The organism is Streptomyces sp. NPDC003943, assembly GCF_053605265.1.
Window position 1 is genome coordinate 41,527 of record NZ_JBSGIW010000002.1, and the last position, 21,202, is coordinate 62,728.

At 73.9% G+C, this 21,202-nt stretch carries 20 protein-coding genes and 1 other RNA gene; 10 read left to right on the top strand and 11 right to left on the bottom strand.

What is annotated here, in order from left to right:
• Window positions 1-84 precede the first annotated feature (84 nt).
• The 4 genes from efeO to ACWEV0_RS01295 are packed head-to-tail and all read left to right on the top strand — an operon-like array spanning window position 85 to window position 4,456.
• Entirely contained in the window at window positions 85-1,236 is a 1,152-nt protein-coding gene (gene efeO, locus ACWEV0_RS01280) for an iron uptake system protein EfeO (protein WP_453145349.1), read from the top strand.
• A gap of 16 nt (window positions 1,237-1,252) precedes the next feature.
• Window positions 1,253-2,530 carry an iron uptake transporter deferrochelatase/peroxidase subunit gene (gene efeB, locus ACWEV0_RS01285; protein WP_453145351.1) on the top strand — a complete coding sequence of 426 codons (1,278 nt, stop codon included), beginning with the start codon at window positions 1,253-1,255 and terminating at the stop codon, window positions 2,528-2,530.
• 35 nt (window positions 2,531-2,565) lie between these two features.
• The gene (gene efeU, locus ACWEV0_RS01290; RefSeq protein ID WP_453145353.1) at window positions 2,566-3,453 is read left to right on the top strand and encodes an iron uptake transporter permease EfeU; all 888 of its coding nucleotides are present in this window, start codon (window positions 2,566-2,568) and stop codon (window positions 3,451-3,453) included.
• The gene (locus ACWEV0_RS01295; RefSeq protein ID WP_453145355.1) at window positions 3,413-4,456 is read left to right on the top strand and encodes a hypothetical protein; all 1,044 of its coding nucleotides are present in this window, start codon (window positions 3,413-3,415) and stop codon (window positions 4,454-4,456) included. The genes efeU and ACWEV0_RS01295 overlap by 41 nt, the downstream gene beginning before the upstream one ends.
• 57 nt (window positions 4,457-4,513) lie before the next feature.
• On the opposite strand, the gene ACWEV0_RS01300 is transcribed toward ACWEV0_RS01295, so the two are convergent.
• The gene (locus ACWEV0_RS01300) at window positions 4,514-5,293 is read right to left on the bottom strand and encodes a bifunctional DNA primase/polymerase (RefSeq protein WP_453145357.1); all 780 of its coding nucleotides are present in this window, start codon (window positions 5,291-5,293) and stop codon (window positions 4,514-4,516) included.
• 373 nt (window positions 5,294-5,666) lie between these two features.
• Here ACWEV0_RS01300 and ddaH point away from each other — a divergent pair, with 373 nt between their 5' ends.
• Window positions 5,667-6,497, top strand: a complete 831-nt coding sequence (gene ddaH / locus ACWEV0_RS01305; protein WP_453145358.1) for a dimethylargininase — start codon at window positions 5,667-5,669, stop codon at window positions 6,495-6,497.
• Here the strand turns inward: ddaH and ACWEV0_RS01310 are convergent.
• Complete coding sequence (locus tag ACWEV0_RS01310) at window positions 6,494-7,471, bottom strand: small ribosomal subunit Rsm22 family protein (RefSeq protein WP_453145360.1); 978 nt, start codon at window positions 7,469-7,471, stop codon at window positions 6,494-6,496. The two genes, ddaH and ACWEV0_RS01310, sit on opposite strands and share 4 nt — an antisense overlap.
• 9 nt (window positions 7,472-7,480) lie before the next feature.
• Window positions 7,481-8,767 (bottom strand): Bcr/CflA family multidrug efflux MFS transporter, encoded by a 1,287-nt coding sequence (locus ACWEV0_RS01315; protein ID WP_453145362.1) that lies wholly within the window; start codon window positions 8,765-8,767, stop codon window positions 7,481-7,483.
• 119 nt (window positions 8,768-8,886) lie between these two features.
• Here ACWEV0_RS01315 and ACWEV0_RS01320 point away from each other — a divergent pair, with 119 nt between their 5' ends.
• Window positions 8,887-9,669: an SDR family oxidoreductase gene (locus tag ACWEV0_RS01320; protein WP_453145363.1), complete on the top strand. Its 783-nt coding sequence runs from the start codon at window positions 8,887-8,889 to the stop codon at window positions 9,667-9,669.
• A gap of 38 nt (window positions 9,670-9,707) precedes the next feature.
• On the opposite strand, the gene ACWEV0_RS01325 is transcribed toward ACWEV0_RS01320, so the two are convergent.
• Both ACWEV0_RS01325 and ACWEV0_RS01330 read right to left on the bottom strand, forming a co-directional pair.
• Complete coding sequence (locus tag ACWEV0_RS01325; RefSeq protein WP_453145364.1) at window positions 9,708-10,040, bottom strand: nuclear transport factor 2 family protein; 333 nt, start codon at window positions 10,038-10,040, stop codon at window positions 9,708-9,710.
• Window positions 10,041-10,091: 51 nt separating this feature from the next.
• Window positions 10,092-11,177, bottom strand: a complete 1,086-nt coding sequence (locus ACWEV0_RS01330) for a hypothetical protein (protein ID WP_453145366.1) — start codon at window positions 11,175-11,177, stop codon at window positions 10,092-10,094.
• Window positions 11,178-11,220: 43 nt separating this feature from the next.
• Here ACWEV0_RS01330 and ACWEV0_RS01335 point away from each other — a divergent pair, with 43 nt between their 5' ends.
• Complete coding sequence (locus ACWEV0_RS01335) at window positions 11,221-11,595, top strand: MazG-like family protein (protein WP_453145367.1); 375 nt, start codon at window positions 11,221-11,223, stop codon at window positions 11,593-11,595.
• Between the two features lie 43 nt (window positions 11,596-11,638).
• On the opposite strand, the gene rnpB is transcribed toward ACWEV0_RS01335, so the two are convergent.
• Together rnpB and ACWEV0_RS01345 are read right to left on the bottom strand one after the other, a co-directional pair.
• An RNA gene (gene rnpB / locus ACWEV0_RS01340) (RNase P RNA component class A) lies at window positions 11,639-12,037 on the bottom strand.
• A 74-nt stretch (window positions 12,038-12,111) separates the two neighbouring features.
• Window positions 12,112-13,569: an RNB domain-containing ribonuclease gene (locus tag ACWEV0_RS01345; protein WP_453145369.1), complete on the bottom strand. Its 1,458-nt coding sequence runs from the start codon at window positions 13,567-13,569 to the stop codon at window positions 12,112-12,114.
• Between the two features lie 430 nt (window positions 13,570-13,999).
• Here ACWEV0_RS01345 and yaaA point away from each other — a divergent pair, with 430 nt between their 5' ends.
• Together yaaA and eda are read left to right on the top strand one after the other, a co-directional pair.
• Complete coding sequence (gene yaaA, locus ACWEV0_RS01350) at window positions 14,000-14,767, top strand: peroxide stress protein YaaA (protein ID WP_453145371.1); 768 nt, start codon at window positions 14,000-14,002, stop codon at window positions 14,765-14,767.
• Window positions 14,768-14,857: 90 nt separating this feature from the next.
• The gene (gene eda / locus ACWEV0_RS01355) at window positions 14,858-15,484 is read left to right on the top strand and encodes a bifunctional 4-hydroxy-2-oxoglutarate aldolase/2-dehydro-3-deoxy-phosphogluconate aldolase (RefSeq protein ID WP_453145544.1); all 627 of its coding nucleotides are present in this window, start codon (window positions 14,858-14,860) and stop codon (window positions 15,482-15,484) included.
• Between the two features lie 3 nt (window positions 15,485-15,487).
• Here the strand turns inward: eda and ACWEV0_RS01360 are convergent, their stop codons facing one another.
• The 4 genes from ACWEV0_RS01360 to ACWEV0_RS01375 all read right to left on the bottom strand — a co-directional run bounded on the left by ACWEV0_RS01360 (window position 15,488) and on the right by ACWEV0_RS01375 (window position 19,470).
• Window positions 15,488-16,303, bottom strand: a complete 816-nt coding sequence (locus ACWEV0_RS01360) for a GNAT family N-acetyltransferase (RefSeq protein ID WP_453145372.1) — start codon at window positions 16,301-16,303, stop codon at window positions 15,488-15,490.
• Window positions 16,304-16,409: 106 nt separating this feature from the next.
• A complete protein-coding gene (locus tag ACWEV0_RS01365) occupies window positions 16,410-17,897 on the bottom strand; it encodes a bifunctional RNase H/acid phosphatase (protein WP_453145374.1) in 1,488 nt (495 codons plus the stop codon).
• A complete protein-coding gene (locus ACWEV0_RS01370; RefSeq protein WP_451610433.1) occupies window positions 17,897-18,640 on the bottom strand; it encodes a zinc ribbon domain-containing protein in 744 nt (247 codons plus the stop codon). Before ACWEV0_RS01370 ends, ACWEV0_RS01365 begins: the two co-directional genes overlap by 1 nt.
• Window positions 18,637-19,470, bottom strand: a complete 834-nt coding sequence (locus ACWEV0_RS01375) for a Nif3-like dinuclear metal center hexameric protein (RefSeq protein WP_453145376.1) — start codon at window positions 19,468-19,470, stop codon at window positions 18,637-18,639. Before ACWEV0_RS01375 ends, ACWEV0_RS01370 begins: the two co-directional genes overlap by 4 nt.
• Window positions 19,471-19,934: 464 nt before the next feature.
• Between ACWEV0_RS01375 and ACWEV0_RS01380 the strand changes: the two genes are divergently transcribed.
• Window positions 19,935-21,122: a hypothetical protein gene (locus tag ACWEV0_RS01380; RefSeq protein WP_453145377.1), complete on the top strand. Its 1,188-nt coding sequence runs from the start codon at window positions 19,935-19,937 to the stop codon at window positions 21,120-21,122.
• Window positions 21,123-21,202 lie beyond the last annotated feature (80 nt).

Genomic DNA, 21,202 nt, shown 5'->3' on the forward strand with positions numbered 1-21,202 from the left:
GCGGGTATTGCTGAGGTAAGCCTCGGTTAAGTTAGGTCCGCCTCACCCCGTCCCCTCCGTACCGTCCCCCGAGTGGAGCACCGCATGCGAGCCGTCCGTCTGTCCGTCGTCACCGCCGCCGCTGCCGCGGCGAGCCTGGCCGCCGTCACGGGCTGCACGCAGAAGAGCGACGCCAAGGCGGACGACGGGGCGATCAAGGTCGTCGCCAAGGACGACGCCTGCGAGGTGTCGAAGACGAGCTTCCCGGCCGGCCACGTGAAGCTGGACGTGGAGAACCGCGGCGGCAAGGTCACCGAGGTCTACGTGCTCTTCCCGGACGAGCGGATCGTGACCGAGCGCGAGAACATCGGGCCGGGCACCAAGGCGACCATCACCGCCGAGATCAAGGCCGGTGACTACGAGATCGCCTGCAAGCCCGGCATGAAGGGCGACGGCATCAAGCAGAAGGTCACCGCCACCGGCAAGGGCGCCGCCAAGCGTTCGCCGGAGCTGGACGCGGCCGTCGCCGGCTACCGGCAGTACGTGGAGGCGCAGGCCGAGCAGACGCTGCCGAAGGTGAAGGTGTTCACCGACGCCGTCCGCGCCGGTGACATCGAGGCCGCGAAGAAGGCGTACGCCGAGTCCCGCATCGGCTGGGAGCGCACCGAGCCGGTCGCCGAGTCCTTCGGCGACATCGACCCGAAGGTCGACGTCCGCGAGGACGGCCTGGAGGCCGGCCAGGACCCGGTGAAGGACTGGACCGGCTGGCACCGCCTGGAGAAGGCGCTGTGGCAGGACAAGAAGATCACCGACCGCGAGAAGCAGCTCGCCGACCTCCTCGACAAGGACCTGGCGGACTGGGAGGAGCGGGTCGGCAAGGCCGAGATCACCCCGACGTCCATGGCCAACGGCGCCAAGGAGCTCCTGGACGAGGTCGCCACCGGCAAGGTCACCGGTGAGGAGGAGCGCTACTCCCACACCGACCTCGTCGACTTCAAGGCCAACGTCGAGGGCGCCCAGAAGTCCTACGAGCTGCTCAAGCCGGTCGCGCAGAAGAACGACCCCCAGCTCGTCGCCGAGCTCGACAAGCAGTTCGCCGCCCTGAACACGCTGCTCGACAAGTACCGCACCGACAAGAACGCGTACGTCTTCACCTCGTACGAGAAGGTCGGCAAGGAGCAGCGCAAGGAGCTCTCGGACGGCGTCAACGCGCTCGCCGAGCCGCTCTCCAAGCTCGCCGCCGCGGTCGCGAAGTAAGCAGGGGGTACCGGACATGAGCGAGAACGAGCAGGTCTCCGAGAACACCGCCGGCGCCACGGCGCCGTCCCGACGCGCCGTCATCGGCTGGGGCGGTGCCGGGCTCGCGCTCGGCGCCGCCGCGGCCGGCGGCGCCGTCGCCCTGACCCGGGGCCACGACGACGCCACCGCGCCCGTCGCCGACACCGGCTCCGCCGTGCCCTTCCACGGCGCCCACCAGGCCGGCATCGCCACCGCCGTCCAGGACCGGCTGCACTTCGCCGCCTTCGACGTGAGGACGACGGACCGCGCCGAGCTGATCCAGCTCCTGAAGGACTGGACCCGCGCCGCCGAGCGCATGACGGCCGGTCACGAGGTCGGCGAGGGCGCCTACGGCGGCCTCCCGGAGGCCCCGCCGGACGACACCGGCGAGGCCCTCGGCCTCAAGCCGTCCCGGCTCACCCTCACCATCGGCTTCGGCCCGTCCCTCTTCGACGGCCGCTTCGGCCTCGCGGGCAAGCGCCCCGACGCCCTGGTCGACCTGCCCAAGTTCCCGGGCGACAACCTGGACCCGGCCCGCAGCGGCGGCGACCTGTGCGTGCAGGCGTGCGCCGACGACCCGCAGGTCGCCGTGCACGCCATCCGCAACCTGGCCCGGATCGGCTTCGGCAAGGTCGCGGTGCGCTGGTCGCAGCTCGGCTTCGGCAAGACGTCCTCGACGACCCCGGACGCCCAGACCCCGCGCAACATGATGGGCTTCAAGGACGGCACCCGGAACATCGCGGGCACCGACACCGAGCGCCTCGACAAGCACGTGTGGGTGTCCGCCAAGGACGCCCCGGGCGCGGCGGCCTGGATGACGGGCGGCTCGTACCTCGTCGCCCGCCGGATCCGCATGAACATCGAGACCTGGGACCGCACCTCGCTCGCGGAGCAGGAGGACGTCTTCGGCCGGGACAAGAAGGAAGGCGCCCCGGTCGGCAAGGCCAAGGAGCACGACGAGCCGTTCCTCAAGGCGATGAAGCCGGACGCGCACGTGCGCCTGGCGCACCCCGACTCCAACGGCGGAGTGACGATCCTGCGCCGCGGCTACTCCTTCACGGACGGTTCCGACGGCCTGGGGCGCCTCGACGCGGGCCTGTTCTTCCTGGCGTACCAGCGCGACGTCCGCCACGGCTTCATCCCGCTGCAGACCTCGCTGTCCCGCCACGACGCGCTCAACGAGTACATCCAGCACGTGAGTTCCGCGATCTTCGCGGTTCCGCCGGGCGTCCGCGACAAGGACGACTGGTGGGGCCGGGAGCTGTTCGCCTGATCGCGTAGCCAAGTAGGAGCAAGAAGGAGTCCGACGTGTTCGGGAACTATCTGATCGGCCTGCGCGAAGGTCTCGAGGCCAGCCTCGTCGTCTGCATCCTCATCGCCTACCTGGTGAAGACCGGCCGCAAGGACGCCCTGCGGCCGATCTGGATCGGCATCGGCGTCGCCGTCGGGCTCGCGCTCGCCTTCGGCGCCGGCCTGGAGTTCGGCTCGCAGGAGCTGACCTTCGAGGCGCAGGAGGCGCTGGGCGGTTCGCTGTCGATCCTCGCCGTGGGCCTGGTGACCTGGATGGTCTTCTGGATGCGGCGCACCGCGCGGCATCTGAAGGCCGAGCTGCACGGCAAGCTGGACGCGGCCCTGCAGATGGGCACGGGCGCACTGGTGGCGACCGCGTTCCTCGCGGTCGGCCGCGAGGGCCTGGAGACGGCGCTGTTCGTGTGGGCGTCGGTGCGGGCCTCCTCGGACGGCACGTACGCGCCGCTGGTCGGCGTGGTCCTGGGCCTGCTCACGGCGGTCTTCCTGGGCTGGCTGTTCTACCGGGGCGCGCTGAAGATCAACCTGGCGAAGTTCTTCACCTGGACCGGCGGCATGCTGGTCGTGGTGGCGGCGGGCGTCCTCGCGTACGGCGTGCACGACCTCCAGGAGGCGGACTTCCTGCCCGGCCTGGCCAGCAAGGCCTTCGACATCTCGGCGACCATCCCGCCGGACAGCTGGTACGGCACCCTCCTCAAGGGCGTCTTCAACTTCCAGCCCGACCCGACCGTCATCCAGGTCACGGTGTGGGCGCTCTATCTGATCCCGACGCTCGCGATCTTCCTGGCCCCGATAGGGTCGGGTCCGTCCAAGCGGCTGGCGAAGCAGAAGGCGACGACCGAGACCGATGAGAAGGCTCAGGCGAACCGGACCAAGGCGACCGGCTGACACCCTCGTCCGCGCGTCGGGCCGGCCGGGGCACCCGGCCGGCCCGCGCACGTTCCTGGCGGCGACGACGGCCGCCCTCCTCGCGCTCACCGCGAGCGGCTGTGTCACCGTGCACGGCGAACAGGCGCTGATCCCGGCCGCCTCCCCGGCCGAGGCGCAGCAGGCGCTCAAGGACTTCACGACCGCCTTCAACGCCGCCGACCAGGCGTACGACCCGACCCGCGACGCGAACCGGGTCACCGGCGCGTTCGGGGAGATCAACCAGGCGGGCCTGCGGTCGCGTCATCTGACGAACCCGGGCGGCAATCCGAACCACCGCCCGCTGGAGCTCACCGACGCGAAGTTCGCGATACCCCGGAAGGCCGGCTGGCCGCGCTGGTTCGTCGCCGACACCGACTCCAACCGGGACACCGACAGCGGTCCGGCCGACACCCGCTGGGTGCTGGTCTTCGTGCGCGGCGCCGCCGCCGAGCCGTGGCGGGCCGCCTATCTGTCGATCCTGAACCCGGACCGCATCCCCGCCTTCAAGCGGGAGGCGGGGTACGCGGTGCCGGTCGCCGCCGACGCCGGCGGGCTCGCGGTCGCGCCGAAGGACCTGGGCGAGCGGTACGTGTCGTTCCTCAAGGACGGGCGGCCGGGGCCGTTCGCACCCGGACCGCACACCACCGAGTGGCGCGCCGAGCGCAAGAAGGCGGCCAACCGGCCCGGCCTCGTCACCCAGTACGTCGACCAGACCGAGTCCCGCGGCGACTTCGCCCCGCTCGGACTCGCCACGGAGGACGGCGGCGCCGTCGTCTTCTTCGCCACCCGCTACTTCGAGCGGCAGACCGCCGCGCCCGGCTACCGGCCGAAGGTCGGCCCCGACGTGAAGGCGCTGCTGACCGGCGAGGTGAAGAGCACGGTCACCAAGCGGTGGGTGTCCAGCCAGACGGTCCTCGTGAACGACGCCAGGGCCGAGGTCCTGAGCCGGCTCCAGGGCGTGACGGCGGCCGAGGGGTCGTGACCCCGGCCGGGCCCTCCTTCATGACTGGGCGGCTCAGCGACTCAACGGCTCAGCGGCTCAGCGGCTCAGCGGCCAGGCGATCTCGTGGTCCCCGGGGGCGCCCTGCTCCGCCCGCTCGGCCACGTGCCGGGCGCAGGCGTCGGTGAGGGCCTCCAGGAGGTTCAGCGGCTCGGGCAGCGGGTGTTCGGGGCCGCGCAGCCAGGAGAGGACGGGCTGGGCGCCCTCGTCACCGGGCAGCCGGGAGGGCGGCACGAGGACGTAGGAGCCGCGGCAGTGCCAGCGCAGGCCCGGATGCTCGTCCATGGTCTCCGGATGGCAGTCCAGCTCGCACGGCCACCACTCGTCCTCGTCCTCGGGGGTGCCGCGGGTGGCGGTGAAGAAGAGCATGCGGCCCGAGTCGGGCCGGTCCTCGGCGGCGTCCGAGAGGACGACCGGGCCGACGTCCACGCCCTCGGCGAGCAGCCGCTCCAGGGCGGCGCGGCCGGCGGGCAGCGGCACGTCGAGCACGTCGTGGACCATGCCGGTGGCGGTGATGAAGTTCGCCTCGGGCTGGCTGCGGGCCCAGCGCTCGATCTGGGCGCGGTCGGTGGTCGACTGGGTCTGCCAGGCGAAGGAGACGGGGTGCCGGGCGGGAGTGGGACAGCCGATCCGCTCACAGGAACACCGGTAGCCGACGGGGTAAGCGGCGGGGGCGAGCGGCAGCCCTGCGGCGGCGACGGCCAGGAGCAGCTTCTCGCGTTCGTTCTCGGCGTCGGCCTTGGTCCGCTTGGGGCGCCTGCGCAGCCACTGCGCGAGTTTGCTCTCCGTGCCGCGGTAGCGGCCGATGCCGTCGCCCATCTATCCCCTCACACCTCATGCGTGCCCGGTCGGCCGGGGTTCGCCCGGCTGGCCCTCCATGGTCCCACCATCCTGCGCCCCGGGTGACCGGAGTCGGGAACCGGGGTGGGGTCGGGGCGGCAGGAGAGGCGCGAGTGTGGCGCGGAGCACGCGGTCGACGTCGAACGGAGCGGTCGCCGGTGTCGGGGATCTCACTCCCGCCCGCGCCCCGGCGCCGCCCGGTTCCGCGGCCGGGGCCTCGCTGGGAGGCGTCGTCCCGCCACCCGCTTTTCATCCGAACCACCCGAACGGTCCACTGCGCAAGGCGCCGAGAGAGCGGACCATGTCCTCAACGATCTGCGTTCAGCGATCAGCGACCGTAGAGGAGCCCTCTTTGCGCCACACCCCGCGCGATGCCTCGCCCCGCCGTTATCTGATGTGCCCACCCACGCACTTCAAGGTGACGTACTCCATCAACCCCTGGATGGATCCCACGAAGCCGGTCGACCTGCCGCTCGCCCTCGCGCAGTGGGAGGACCTGCGCGACCGGTACCGCACGCTCGGCCACACCGTCGAACTGCTCGAACCGGCCCCGGGCCTGCCGGACATGGTCTTCGCCGCGAACGGCGCCACCGTGGTCGACGGCCGGGTGCTCGGCGCCAGGTTCGCCTATCCGGAGCGCTCGGACGAGGCGGCGGCACACCTCGACTGGTTCCGCGGAAACGGTTACGCGGAGACCGACCTCAAGGTCCCCGAGCACGTCAACGAGGGCGAGGGCGACTTCGCCGTCACCGCGTCCTGGATCCTGGCCGGCCGCGGCTTCCGGTCCAGCCCGCTCGCGCTCGCCGAGGCCCAGGAGTTCTTCGGCCGCCCGGTGATCGGCCTGGAGCTGGTGGACCCGCGCTACTACCACCTGGACACGGCGCTGTGCGTCCTGGACGACGCCCGCGACGAGATCATGTACTACCCCGCCGCGTTCTCCCCCGCCAGCCGCGCCGTCCTGGAGCGGCTCTTCCCCGACGCCCTGGTCGTCGGGGAGCCGGAGGCCGCCGTGCTCGGTCTGAACGCGGTGAGCGACGGGCGGCACGTGCTGCTCCCGCAGGCCGCCGTGGGCCTCTTCGAGCCGCTGCGGGAGCGCGGCTTCGAGCCGCTCGGGATGGACCTGAGCGAGCTGCTCAAGGGCGGCGGCAGCGTGAAGTGCTGCACGCAGGAGCTGCGGCCCTAGTCCTCCGCGGGGGGCCAGGGGTCGCCCCATTCGGCGTCCCTGGCCTCCTTGTAGAGGCCGCCGTGCCGCTTGGTCACCGTCTCCCGGGCCAGACCGTCCGGCCCGCAGAGGTCGAGCAGCACCTGGCCCTTGCGGATCTGCGGCTTGCGGATCACCCGGGCCGGGGCCGGGGTCACCGGGAACCTGGTGGCAGCGACGTACGCGTACTTCTCGTCCTCGTACGGCAGCGAGCCGCCCTTCACCTGCCGGTGCAGCGAGGAGCGGCTGACCCGCGCGGCGAAGTGGCACCAGTCGGTGCCCGGAACGATCGGGCAGGCGCCGCTGTGCGGGCAGGGCGCGGCGACGGTGAAGCCGGCGTCGATCAGCAGGGTGCGGGCGGCGATGATCCGCTCGTAGCCGTCGGGGGTGCCCGGCTCGACGATCACGACGGCCTGCGCGGCGCGGGCGGCCTCGGTGACGAGGGCGGTGCGGTCCGACTCGGTCAGCTCGTTGAGGACGTACGAGACGGTCACCAGGTCCGAGTCGGGGAGCCGCAGCGCCGCGCCGATCCGCTCCCGGCGCCACTCGGCGTCGAAGACGCCCCGGGCGAGCTCCTTGCCGATGGCGAGGGCCGGCTCGGCCCAGTCGAGGACGGTGGTGCGCGCCGCGCCCTCCCAGGTCTCGGCGACCGCCCAGCTCGCCGCGCCGGTGCCGCCGCCGACGTCCGTGTGCGTGGCGGGCGCCCAGTCGGGCGCCGCGTCCGCGAGGGCGTACAGGGCGGCCCGTACCGCCTCGAAGGTGGCGGGCATGCGGTACGCGGCGTAGGCGGCGACGTCGGACCGGTCGCGCAGCACGGGCGCGTGCGTCGGGGTGGCCCCCCGGTAGTTCGAGATCAGCCGCTCGACGGCCTGGGCGGCCTGGCGCGGCGGCAGTCCGTCGAGGACGGCGGCGAGCGCGGCGCGCAGGGTGTCGGCGGAGGGGAGGGAGGCGTTCACCGCCACATTTTAGGCGTCGGCGTCCGTGCTCCGGGGCGCTGCCCGCCAGGGGCGGCAGAGGAGGAGGAAGCAGGCGACGGCGGCGACCGCGCAGCAGACCTGGACGGCGGCCATCGGGACGGCGGTGGTCTCGCCCGCGATGCCGACGAGCGGGGAGGCGACGGCGCCGATGAGGAAGGACGAGGTGCCGAGGAGCGCGGAGGCGGAGCCGGCGGCGTGCGGGGTGCGCATGAGGGCCTGGGCGTTGGTGTTCGGCAGGGTGAGGCCCATCGCCGACATCAGTACGAAGAGCCCGGCGGCGACGGCCGCGAGGCCCGGGGCGCCGAGGACGCCGCTGGTCATGACGAGCAGCGCGAGGGACGCGGTGAGGATGACCGCGAGGCCGCAGCCGAGCGCCTTGTCGAGGCTGACCCGGCCGACGAGCAGCTTGCCGTTGACCTGGCCCATGACGACGAGTCCGACCGAGTTGACCCCGAAGAGCAGGCTGAAGGTCTGCGGGGAGGCGCCGTAGATCTCCTGCATGACGTAGGGCGAGGCGGTGATGTACGCGAAGAGCGCGGCGAAGGCGAGTCCGCCGGCCAGCATGTAGCCGGTGAAGACGCGGTCCGCGAGGAGGCCGCGCATGGTGCGCAGGGCCTCGCCGACGCCGCCCGCGTGGCGCCGCTCGGGCGGCAGGGTCTCGTGCAGGAAGCGCCAGACGACCAGGGTGAGCAGGACGCCGACGCCGGTGAGGACGTAGAAGACGCCCCGCCAGTCGGTGATCCGCAGGATCTGGCCGCCGATGAGCGGGGCGACGATCGGCGCGACGCCGGAGATCAGCATCAGGGTGGAGAAGAACCGGGCCATCTCGACGCCGTCGTACAGGTCGCGGACGACGGCCCGGGCGATGACGATGCCGGCGGCACCCGCGAGGCCCTGGAGCAGCCGGAAGCCGACGAGCAGCCCGGCGGTGGGCGCGAGGGCGCAGACGGCGGTGGCCAGGACGTACACGACCATGCCGACGAGCAGCGGACGCCGCCGGCCCCACTTGTCGCTCATGGGGCCGACGACGAGCTGGCCGAGCGCCATGCCGGCGAGGCAGGCGGTCAGCGTGAGCTGGACGGTGGCGGCGGGTGACCGCAGGGCGTCGGTGACCTGCGGCAGCGCCGGCAGGTACATGTCCATGGAGAGCGGCGGGAGGGCGGTGAGCCCGCCGAGGACGAGCGTGACGAGCAGCCCGACGCGCCGCGCGGCGGCGACCGGGCCGCTGTCTATATGGCCCTCGGTGCTCGTGGTGGACGGCCCGCTGTCCGGCATCGACTGCTCCATTGAATCTGCTGAATCGGCTTGAATCCGCTGAACCCGTTTGTTGAAACCTTCCCTAGGTTAGAGGGGCCTTCCGACACCGGACGTCCATGTTTCGGACGGATGCGTTCATGGGGCACGGGTCTGCCGTACGCTGCGCGCCCATGAGCGCTGGTATCGCAGTCGTAACGGGAGCCGGATCGGGCATCGGCCGGAGCGTGGCGCGGGCCCTCGCGGAGGCGGGCTGGTCGGTGGCGCTCGCGGGCCGCCGCCGGGAGGCCCTGGCGGAGACGGCGGCCGGCCTGCCGGCCGACCGGGTCCTGTGCGTGCCGACGGACGTGACGTCCGAGGAGCAGGTCGCGGCCCTCTTCGCGGCGGTACGGGACCGGTTCGGCCGGGTCGACCTGCTCTTCAACAACGCGGGTTCGTTCGCGGGCGGCGGCACCCCGGTCGAGGATCTGGACCCGGCGACCTGGCGTTCGGTCGTGGACGTCAACCTGACGGGCGCGTTCCTGTGCGCGCAGGCCGCCTACCGGGCGATGAAGGAGCAGTCGCCGCAGGGCGGCCGCATCATCAACAACGGCTCTATCTCGGCGCACGTGCCGCGCCCGCACTCCATCGCGTACACGGCGACGAAGCACGCGATGACGGGCCTCACCAAGTCCCTGTCCCTGGACGGGCGTCCGTACCGCATCGCCTGCGGCCAGATCGACATCGGCAACGCGGCCACGGACATGACCGCCCGCATGCAGACCGGCATCCTCCAGGCCGACGGCCGGCTGGCGGTGGAGCCGGTGATGGACGCGGCGGACGTGGCGGCGACGGTGGTGCACATGGCGGCGCTGCCGCTGGAGGCGAACGTGCAGTTCGCGACGGTGATGGCGACGACGATGCCGTACATCGGGCGCGGCTGAGAACCCCGCCCGGGGCGGTACGCGGCGCCGGACACGTCCTAGTCGGCGGGCGCCTGACCGGTCTCGAACCGCGCGATCCTCCCTCCCTCGACGGTGAACCGCCAGGCGGTCCGCATCGCACCCCAGGTGTCGTTGCGGTAGGTGGCGACGAGGGTGCGCCCGCCGTCGGTCTCGTCCTCGACCTCCAGGTGCCCGTTGGAGGAGAAGATCTCCCGCCGGGTCCAGTCGCGGAGGTCCCGCTCCGAACCGTCGTCGGACATGGTGGCGTCCGGGGTGAGGACCTCGAAGAAGGCCTGCTGGTCGTTGGCGTTGAGCGCGGCGACGAAGGCCCGCACGGCGGGGTCGCTGAGCCGGTCCACGGGAATGGTCATGCCCTACCCGTACACCGCCCGCCCCCGCCGCCCCGGGAACCCGGCCGCGCGTCAGCGCAGCGGCTCGGCCACCTGGGCGAGCAGCGCGGCCGACTCCTCGGGCTCGAGGACGCGCTCCAGGACCAGGTCGCCGGTCATCCGCGGGAAGAGCCGGCCGGCGTCCCAGCGCATGGCGTACGGGGGCGGGCCGAGGACCACGAGCCGCACACCGTCCACGACGGGGATGCCGTACGGGTTGCCCTCGTTCGGGATCCACGCGCCGTCGGCACCCGTCAGGCCGAAGCTGCCGGTGGTCGGCGCCGTGCCCGCGCGGTCCCGGCAGCGGGCCACGGCCGCGGCGGACGGCGGCCGGCCGGGCAGGTGGCCGCCGCCGACGAGGGCGTGGGCGAGGAGGGTGTGCAGCTGGAGGTTGTCCCCGATGCCGGAGGCGCGCAGCGCGAAACCGGCGCCGGTGGCGCGGTCGACCGCGACGATCGGCGCGTCGTCGAGGACGGCGAGCGCGTACTCCAGGCACGTGAAGCGGAAGCGGTCCTCCGCCGCGACGGCGATCTTCCGTACGGCGGCGAGGTGCCCCTCGCGGTCGGGCAGGCTCCGCCGTACGTCCGGCGAGCAGAGCACCGCGACCCCGGCCGCCTCGAACTGCGGCAGCGCGCGCCAGGCGACGATCGGGCCGTATCCGTACCGGCCGTAGTCCTCGTTGCCGAGCCCCTCCCCGTCGGGCCCCGGCGCCGCGCCGCGCCCGTCCGCGGCCCAGCGCTCAGCCAGCTCACCGGCCTGCTCGAAGGCCGCCCGCACCCGGTCGAGCACGGCCGGGGCGCAGGCCACCGGATCGGCCCCGCGCTCCACGCACGCCCCCGCCATCACGGCGATCCTGCTGTCCGGCCCCTGCCCCAGCGCGGGCAGCAGCGCGGCGAGCCGCGGCCCGGCCTCGGACAGCTCGGCGTCCCTGAAGTCCTCGGAGTCCTTGGCGCCGTGGGCGTCCACGGCGTCCACGGTCTCCCGGAAGGCGCGCAGAAGGGCGTCGAAGGCGGCCGGCACGTCGCGCGAATCGGCCCGGACGGCCGCCTCGAACTCGCCCACGGCGGCGAGGAGTCGCCGCTCGCTCCGCTGACGCCGCCCCTTGCGCCTGAATATCATCCGCGCACCCTACCGCCGGTCCCGGACCTGACAGTCTGCCCCCATGAAGGACACGACGGACACGACGGACCCCTGGCCCACCATCGCCCGCCTCCAGGAGTGGCTCACGACCCATCAACAGCTGCCGCCCGACCAGGAGATCCTGCTCCGCGTCCTCAAACTGTCCGAGGAGGTCGGCGAGGCGGCGCAGGCGGTCATCGGCGCGACCGGCCAGAACCCCCGCAAGGGCCGCAGCCACACCTGGCAGGACGTCGAGGCCGAACTCTGCGACGTCGTCATCACGGCGATGGTGGCGCTGCGCACCCTGAACCCGGACGCACGGCAGGTGTTCGAGGCGCATCTGCGGAGGGTGGCGGCGCGGTCCCTGGCACAGGCGACCCCGACCGAGGGCGACGCCGGGACACGAAAGCACCCCTGACCTGGTGTTCCACCTGGTCAGGGGCGCTTCTCCGGCTTGGCGACAGACGAGTCGGGCTGTACGCCGGGTTCTGTACCCCGGGACCTCGCGGTCGTCGGGGTGACGGCCATCCATCTAGGACCGGCGTTGCCGCCGGCCTCGTGCGGTCTACCCGCGGACTCGGGCGGGCAGCCCTCGATCGTCCGCGCAGGAACACCGGGGTGTTCCCTTTTGACCTTGCTCCGGGTGGGGTTTACCTAGCCGCCTGAGTCACCTCAGGCGCTGGTGGTCTCTTACACCACCGTTTCACCCTTACCGAGGACCGAGGTCCCCGGCGGTCTGTTTTCTGTGGCACTGTCCCGCGGGTCACCCCGGGTGGCCGTTAGCCACCACCTTGCCCTGTGGAGCCCGGACGTTCCTCGGGAGGATCCGAGGATCCCCACGCGGCCGCCCGCCCGGCTCGTCTGCCGTGCCGACCATGCTACCTGGCGTTCCGGACCGGCCGGATCAGCGGAAGCCGGCGACGGGGCGCCCCGCTCAGGCAGGGGGCGACGCGACGGGCGCGAACTGCACCTTCGCCCGTCCCGGGTCCGCCTGCGTCAGCCTGACCCGCAGCCGGTCCCCGAGCGGAAGTCGCGCGTGGTCGCCCAGGACGCGGCCGATGACCGCGGGGTCCTCCAGGTGCACGGTGCCGACGTTCGGCTCGTGGTCGTTCACGTCGATGACGACCGAGTCGAAGGTCTCGCCGATCCGGTGGCTCAGCAGGGCCTCCTCGACGATGTCGACGCACTCGCGTTCGGCCTTGTTGGCGAGCCGGGTGCCCTTCGCCATGTCCTCGGGCAGCCCGTCCAGGGCCCGCAGCACCCAGTCGGGCGGCGCGGTGCCCGCGACGGCGGCCAGGCTCAGCTCGCCCGCGTACCGGTCGACGAGCCGGCGCAGCGGCGCCGTGCAGTGGGTGTACTCGTCGGCGACGGCGGCGTGCATCGCGGGCGACGGGATGTGGCCGCCGGTGAAGGGCGTGTAGTCGGAGCCCTTCAGGAGGGCGGTCGCGTCCTGCAGGAACGCGGCGTGCTTCGGGTTGTTCGGGTCGAGCGACCGGATGAGGGCCGCGTACGAGACGTGGTGCGGCCAGTCGATGCCGAGGGCCTTCGCGGAGAGCCGCAGCTGGGCGACCGCCCCGTCCGGGGCGGGCGGCAGGGTGCGCAGGATGCCCGTGCCGGCGGCGATCATCAGGTCGGCGGCGGCCATCCCGGTGAGCAGGGAGATCTGCGCGTTCCAGCCGTCCACGGGGAGCGTGGCGCGGTAGTGCAGCGTGTACGTGCCGTCGGCCTCGACGATCTCCTGCTCGGGGACGTTGAGGGAGATCCCGCCGCGCTCGATCTCCAGCGCCTCGCGGAGGCGGCCGACGTCCCGCAGGAGGGCGAGCGGCTCCTCGGCGGTGCCCGCGTCGATCTGGGCCTGGGCGCCCTCGTAGTCGAGCCTGACCTGACTGCGGACCTTGGCGCGGCGGACGTCGGTGGCCACCGTGCGGCCCTCCGCGTCGAGGTCGAGGCGCCACAGCAGGGCGGGCACGGTGTTGCCGGGCAGCAGGCTCGCGACGCCCTCGGAGAGCACCGCGGGGTGCAGCGGCACCTTGCCGTCGGGCAGATAGAGGGTGGTCGCCCGCCTGTGGGCCTCGGCGTCGATCGCGCCGCCGGGGGCGACGAAGGCGGCGACGTCGGCGATCGCGTAGTGGACCCGGTACCCGCCGCCGTCCCGGCGCGCCAGGTGCATGGCCTGGTCGAGGTCGCGGGAGGTGGGCGGGTCGATGGTGAAGAAGGGGATGCCGGTGGCGTCCTCGTCGGGGAGGTGCGGCGCCTTCGCGACCTCCTCGGCCTCGGCGAGGACGGCCTCCGGGAAGCCGTCGGGAATCGCCAACTGGGTGCGCAGCGCTCGCAGAGCGGCCCGCAGCGGGTCGTCCGCTGCGGCGGTCACGTGGATGTGGCGGCGGGGCATGGACCGAGCGTATGGCGGGGGTGGGCGCGCGGCATGTCGGCGAAGGGCGGAGGGGTGCGGGGGCGGGGCGGGACGCCTCGCCTCGGGCCCGGTGCGCGTGCGGCCCGGGGGCGGGGCTGGTCGAGGCGGGGCCGGAGCCGGGGAGGCGGGGCCGGGCCGAGGAAGGCCGGGTCGGGGCCGGGCCGGGGGAGGCGGGGCCGGGGGTGGGCCGAGGAAGGCCGGGCCGCGGAGGCGGGCCCGGGGCCGGTCGAGGCCGGGCCGGGGAGGCGGGCCCGGGGCCGGGCCGACGAAGGCGGGCCCGAGGCCAGGCCGAGGAAGGCGGGGCCGGGCGAGGCGGGCCGGGGCGGACGGAGCTTCGCGGCCGACCTCGTACGCTGGGCCGGTGGGGCCGCACCCCCGCCACCCCCCGTACGTACGAAGGAGACCCACCGTGCTCGTCCTGTTGCCGCCCTCCGAAGGAAAGGCCGCCTCGGGGAGCGGGGCGCCGCTCAAGGCGGAGTCGCTGTCGCTGCCGGGGCTCGCGGAGGCGCGGGCGGCGGTGCTCGACGAGCTGGTGGAGCTGTGCGTGGCCGACGAGGAGAAGGCGCGCGAGGTGCTCGGGCTCAGCGAGGGGCTGCGCGGCGAGGTGGCGAAGAACGCCGAGCTGCGGACGGCCGGGGCGCGGCCGGCCGGGGAGATCTACACGGGCGTGCTGTACGACGCGCTCGGCCTGGCCACGCTGGACGCGGCCGCGCGCGAGCGGGCCGGCCGGTCACTGCTGGTGTTCTCCGGGCTGTGGGGCGCGGTCACGGTCGCGGACCGGATCCCGTCGTACCGCTGCTCGATGGGCGTGAAGCTGCCGCGCCTCGGTGCGCTGGGTGCGCACTGGCGCGGCGCGATGGCGTCGGTGCTGCCGGAGGCGGCGGGCGACGGGCTTGTGCTGGACCTGCGCTCGTCGGCGTACGCGGCGGCTTGGAAGCCGAAGGGCGAGGTGGCGGCGCGTACGGCGACGGTGCGGGTGCTGCACGCGCCGACGCGGAAGGTGGTCAGCCACTTCAACAAGGCGACGAAGGGCCGGATCGTGCGCAGCCTGCTCGAGTCGGGGGCGGCGCCGACGGGCCGGGAGGAGCTCGTGGAGGCGCTGCGGGACCTCGGGTACGTGGTGGAGGAGGGCGGGAAGGCGGGGCTGCTGGACGTCCTGGTGGACGAGATCCACTAGCCCCGGCCCCCGCAGGACCAGGCGCCGTTGCAGTATGTGCAACGCTCGTTGCACACCGCGCTCGCCGTCGGCAGGATGAGGCGCATGCGCATGACGAGCGTGTTCGACCTCGCCCCCGCCGTGCCCGTCGTCCCGGTCGTCGTCGTCGAGGACGCCTCCGACGCCGTACCGCTGGCCCGTGCCCTCGTGGCCGGCGGCCTGCCGTTGATCGAGGTGACGCTGCGCACTCCCGCCGCGTTCGACGCGATCCGGGCGATCGCGGACGGCGTCCCCGGCGCGGTCGTCGGCGCGGGCACGGTCGTCTCGGCGGCGGGCGTCGCGGACGCGGTCGGCGCGGGGGCGCGCTTCCTCGTCAGCCCCGGCTGGACGGACGGGCTCCTCGACGCGATGCGGGGCCCCGGCGTGCCGTTCCTGCCGGGCGTCTCGACGGCCTCCGAGGTCGTGGCGCTGCTCGAACGCGGGGTCACGGACATGAAGTTCTTCCCGGCGGAGGCGGCGGGCGGCGTCCCGTACCTCACGTCCCTCGCCGGCCCCCTCCCCCGCGCCCGCTTCTGCCCGACCGGCGGCATCTCGCCCGCCAACGCGCCCGGCTACCTGGCGCTGCCGAACGTCTCCTGCGTCGGCGGTACGTGGATGCTGCCGGCGGCCGCGCTCGCGGGCCGGGACTGGGCACGGGTGGAGACGCTGGCCCGGCAGGCGGCCGCGCTGCTCAGCTGACGGTCAGCCGAACGTCACCGCGGTGTGGTCGAGGACGGGGCGGTAACCGAGCCGCTGGTAGAGCGCGTTGCTCGTCGGGTTCGCCAGGTCGGTGAAGAGCAGCACCTGTGCGGCGCCCGCGTCGAGCGCCGCCCGGCTGACCGCGCTGGTCACGGCGCCGGCGTAGCCTCGGCCGCGGTGCGCGGGCGGCGTGTAGACGGTCGAGACCCGCGCCTGGCCGGCGACGACCGGCGACGTGCTCGCCATCGCGAGCGGCTCGCCGTCCTCCGCCACCCAGAACCGCAGCCGTCCGCCGCCGATCCGTCCCTCGACGTTGGCCCGGTAGTCCGCTTCCGGGTCCTCCCCGATGTCCCGCGCGTACGCGCGCATCCAGGCGAGCGCCCGCGGCACGTCCGCCGCCCCCGCCGTGCGCGCGGCGCCCTTCGGGGCGGGCTCCGGCGGCGTCAGCTCGCCCAACCGGAACAGCCTCATCCGCCGCGTGACCGCCCACGCCCGTCCGGTGGCGCGCGCGAACACCTCGACGGCCTCCGACTCCCCTCGTACGGCGCTCACTTCGCCCGCACCCGGCAACTCCGCCGCGAGCGCCCGCGCCGCCTCCGCCCCCGTTCCCGCCACCAACGGCACACCGGCCGGCGCCACCAGCACCGCCCCGGCGACCTCCCCGTCGGCGGGTTCCACCCACCAGCCGCAGGGCCCGGCGAGCTGCTCGGGCGCCTCCAGCATCGTGAGCATCGCGGTATGGCGGGCGGGGTCGGCCGCGAGGTAGGGGCGGACGGTCTCGCGGAAGGCGTGGTGGTCCTCGGTGAAGTACCAGGTCATGGGGCGATGCTGGTACGGAGACGGGGCGGCGGTCCAGCGGTTTCAGCCCCGCGCTCGGCGCAGCCCGGGCGGGCTGCGCCGCGCGGGGGCGTCGCCCCGCCACCGACTACCGCAGGTGCGACGTGTCGTTCAGCAGCCGCACCGACGCGTTGCCGTCCCCGTAGTACGCCACCGCCGAGATCGACGCCGCCGACAGCTCCATCCGGAACAGCGACTCCGGCGGCGCGCCGAGAGCCAGCCGGATCAGGGTCTTGATCGGGGTGACGTGCGTGACCAGGAGCACCGTGCGGCCCGCGTAGGCGGCCGTCAGGCGGTCACGGGTCGCGGCGACGCGGCGGGCGACCGTCGCGAAGGACTCGCCGCCGCCGGTGGGGGCGGCCTTCGGAGAGGCGAGCCAGGCGTCGAGGTCGTCCTTGTGACGCTCGCGGACCTCCGCGAAGGTGAGGCCCTCCCAGGCGCCGAAGTCGGTCTCGCGGAGGCCGTTCTCGATCCGTACGTCCAGACCGAGGCGGGTGGCGACGGCCTCGGCGGTCTGGCGGCAGCGGGTGAGCGGCGAGCTGACGATCTCCTGGATGGTGCCGCGGGCGGCGAGCGCCGCGGCCACGGCCTCGGCCTGGCGTCGTCCTGCGGCGGACAGCTCGGGGTCGGCGCCGCCGCTGCCGGAGAACCGCTTCTCGGGGGTGAACGCCGTCTCGCCGTGCCGCAGCAGCACGAAGGTGGCCGGCGCCCCCATGTCGGGCCCGGCCCAGCCCTGCGAGACGGGTGCGGTGGGCGCCGCCGTATCGGAGGCCACGGTCGCGCCGGGCACCGCCGCGACGGCGTGCCCGGTCGGGGCCGTGTGCCCGGCGACGGCCGGCACCTCCGCCCGGACCGCGTGCCCGGTCGGGGCCGTGCGTCCGGCCTCCGCCTCGAAGTCGCCGGTGGCCGTCCCGGCCCCCGTCGCCCCTTCGCGGTCCGCCTCGCGGTCCGCCTCCGCGGCGGCGGCCAGCGCGGCGCGCGCCTCGTCCGGGGCGCCGGGGGCGAAGAGGCCCTCGGGCTCCCCGGGGCGGACGCCGGCGAGGGCGGCCCGGGCGCGGGCGGCGCCCGCCGTCGCGTCGCCGGCGGCGCTGCGGGCGGCGGCCAGGTCGGCGGCGAAGGCGGGACGGGGCGCGGTGGCGGACGGCGCCCACTGCTCGCCGCGCCGGCCCGCGTCCATCGCCTCGTTGGCGAGCCGGTCCGCGTGCTTGTTGCGCTCGCGCGGGATCCACTCGTAGCGGACCCGCCCCGGCGGGAAGACGCGGGCGGCCTCGGCGGCCAGCGGCTTCATGTCGGGGTGCTTGATCTTCCAGCGGCCGGACATCTGCTCGACGACCAGCTTGGAGTCCATGCGGACGTGCACCACGGCGTCCGGGAACATCTCCCGGGCCGCCCTCAGGCCGGCCACGAGACCCTTGTACTCGGCCACGTTGTTCGTCGCGACGCCGATGTACTCGGCACGCTCCGCGAGCGTCTCGCCCGTCACCGGGTCCAGGACCACCGCGCCGTAGCCGGCGGGGCCCGGGTTGCCCCGGGAGCCTCCGTCGGCCTCGACGATCAGCTCGCTCGGCGCGTTCATCAGAGGCCGGACTCCGAGGTGCGGACCAGGATCCGGCGGCAGTTCTCGCAGCGCACGACGGCGTCGGCCGCGGCGGCCCGCACCTCGTTGAGCTCGGTGATGTTGAGCTCGATGTGGCAGCCCTCGCACTTGCGCTGGTACAGGCGGGCCGCGCCGACGCCGCCCTGCTGCTCGCGCAGCTTCTCGTACAGCTTCATCAGGTCGGCCGGGACGGAGCCGGCCACCAGCTCGCGCTCCTTGGCGACCGACGCGGACTCGGCGTCCAGCTCGGCCTGGGCGGCGTCGCGGCGGGCGGTCGCGTCGTCGACCTTGGCCTGGACGGCGGAGGTCCGCTCGGTCAGCTCGGCGACCCGCTCCTGGGCGGACTCGCGGCGCTCCATGACCTCCAGGACGATCTCCTCCAGGTCGCCCTGGCGCTTGGCGAGCGAGGTGATCTCGCGCTGCAGGTTCTCCAGGTCCTTCGGGGAGGAGACGGCGCCCGAGTCGAGCCGCTGCTGGTCGCGGGCGGCGCGCTGGCGCACCTGGTCGACGTCCTGCTCGGCCTTGGTCTGCTCGCGGGCGCAGTCGCTCTCCTCGGTCTGCGCGGCGACGAGCAGGTCGCGCAGCTGCGTGAGGTCCTTGTTCAGCGACTCGATCTCGGCGTGCTCGGGCAGCGACCGGCGCTTGTGCGCGATCTGCTGGAGTCGCACGTCCAGGGCCTGGACGTCGAGGAGTCGGATCTGGTCGGCGGGCGCGGCGTTCAGTTGGGGGCTCCAGAAGAGGTGTGGTGGGAGGACCAGGGGTCGGTGACCGTCTTCGAGACGTGGACGCGGAGGTCCCAGCCGTGGCGGTCGGAGATCGAGTCGAGCTGCGCGGCGGCCTGCTCGCACCAGGGCCATTCGGTGGCCCAGTGGGCGGCGTCGACGAGCCCGAGGGGCGCGCCGTGCCGGGCCGCGTGCTGCGTCGCCTCGGAGACGGGGTGGTGGCGCAGGTCGGCGGTGAGGAACGCGTCCACGCCCGCGGCCCGCACCGCGCCGAAGAGGCTGTCGCCGGAGCCGCCGCTGACGGCGACCCGGTGCAGGACCATGTCCGGGTCGCCGGCGACGCGGATGCCCTGCGCGGTGGCCGGCAGGCGCTTCGCGGCGCGGGCGGCGAACTCGGCGAGGGTCTCGGGACGGTCGAGCTCGCAGATCCGGCCGAGGTTGTTCTCGGGGACCAGCGGCCCGGTGACCCGCAGGTCGAGCGCGCCGGCGAGGGCGTCGGAGACACCGGGGTCGGCGGTGTCGGCGTTGGTGTGCGCCACGTGCAGGGCGATGTCGTGCTTGATCAGGCTGTGCACGACCCGGCCCTTGAAGTGCGAGGCGGCGACGGTCGTCGTACCGCGCAGATAGAGCGGGTGGTGGGTGACCAGGAGGTCGGCGCCGAGGCTGATCGCCTCGTCGGCGATCTCCTGGACGGGGTCGACGGCGAACAGGACGCGGCGGATCTCCGCGTCGGGGTCGCCGCAGACGGTGCCGACGGCGTCCCACTGCTCGGCCAGCTCTGGCGGCCAGAGGGCGTCGAGCTCGGCGATGACTTCAGACAGACGGGGCACGGAGGAAAGGCTACCTGTCCTCCGTCCCCCACCGTTCTGGCCTGTGGACAACCCGGCCCGTGCGCGAAGGGCGGGGCGGGGACAGGGGGACGGACAAGAGGACGGATATGAGGACGGGTGGACGGCCGTACGACCAGACGGACGCACGGCCGGAGGGACGGCCGGAGGTGCGGTCCGCCGCACGAAGACCGCACGGCGGCCCCGTGCGGGCCGAAGGCCGGCCCCGCGAAGAATCCGGACGGCGGCGCCACCGTCGGCGCATCACGGCAGCTGAGGGCCCCGCACCTCATCCCCAGCCCCACTAAGGTGTACCTCACCTCACCCACCTCCGGTCACTCCAGCACACCCCGCCTTCTCGGCTCAGCGGAATCCGCGGACCGCCACCCTTTGGTGTGAAGTGGGGTGGCTCGTGTTGTTCGGCTGGAAGTGCGAAAACTAGCTTCGTGGCCGGAGGTGACGATTCGATGACAGCCTGTGCCATCGAGACGGCCGCGGGGGACGCGGAAGACGGCGACGCCATGTGGCCGCCGATGCCCGCCCACCGCCCCGGCGGGTTCACGATCACCGCGAACGGCGCCTACGCGGCGCGGCTCGCCGGGTCCGGAGACGCGCTGTACGCGGAACGGTGGACGCTGGACGGCCCGGAGCCGTACGCCGTGCCGCTCCCGCTCGCCCAGCCCGAGGAGGCAGGCGCGCTGCTGCTGCCGCTCGCGGACGGCCGGGTGCTCGTCGGCCGCCGGGTCGACGGGCTCCGCCACACGTTCTCGCTGCTCTACCCGACCGGCCCGGACACCGGCGAGCTGGTACTCGGCTCGGTCGAGGCACCCGCGCCGGGCGCCCTGACGCTGCTGCCGCCGTCGCCGGACGGCATCTGCGCGTACGCGATGTGCGTCGGCCGGGACACCACCACGCTGTGGCTGGTGGCGGGCGGCGCGTTCGGGCCCGAGCGGGTCGCCGAGATCAAGGGCCGCTGTACGGGCGGGGTGTGGCTGGACCGTACGGGCCGGATGCTCGCGCTCGACCGGCAGCTCGACGACGGCCCGGTGAAGGCCGTCGCGATCGACCTGGAGCGGGGTGGCGAGGTCACGCCGCTGCTCCAGATCACGGAGCGGAGCAACGACCGGCTGCTGCTCGCCGACCCCGACAGCGGCCTGCTCCTGATCCGCTCCGACGCGCCGTCGCCGGGGCACGAGCGGCTCGGCTGGGGCGTCCTGGGCAGCCTGCTGCCGGTGCGCTTCCCGGACTGTCTGCGCCTGGACGACGCGGCGGTGACGCCGTTCGCCGTGCAGCCGGGGCAGGTGCTGATGCCGGAGAGCTGCGGGGTCGCGCTGCGGATCGACGCGGCCGGAGGCAGCTGGGTCGGCATGTGGCGGCCGTCCGCGCGCCGGATGAGCCAACTGGCCGCCCCCGTCGGCTGGCTGGCGGGATCCGGACTGTGGACGGCCGACGGGGTGCTCCGGCTGCCGTACGCGACGGCTGACACGCCCTGCGGCCTCGCCGCCCTGGAGGAACCGGCGGAACCCGCGGAACCGGTTGCGGCCGACGCGGAGACCGAGGCGGAAACCGCCGCGGAAGCCGAGGCGGAAGCGAAGGTGTGCCGTCCGATTCCGCTGGGCCAGGCGCCGTTGGCGGACCGCAAACCCGGCGCCTAGAACTGTCAGTCCCGGTGGCTAGACTCACGGACGCCGCACAGCAACAAGCGACAACTACGGGGTGAGTTCCACCATGAACA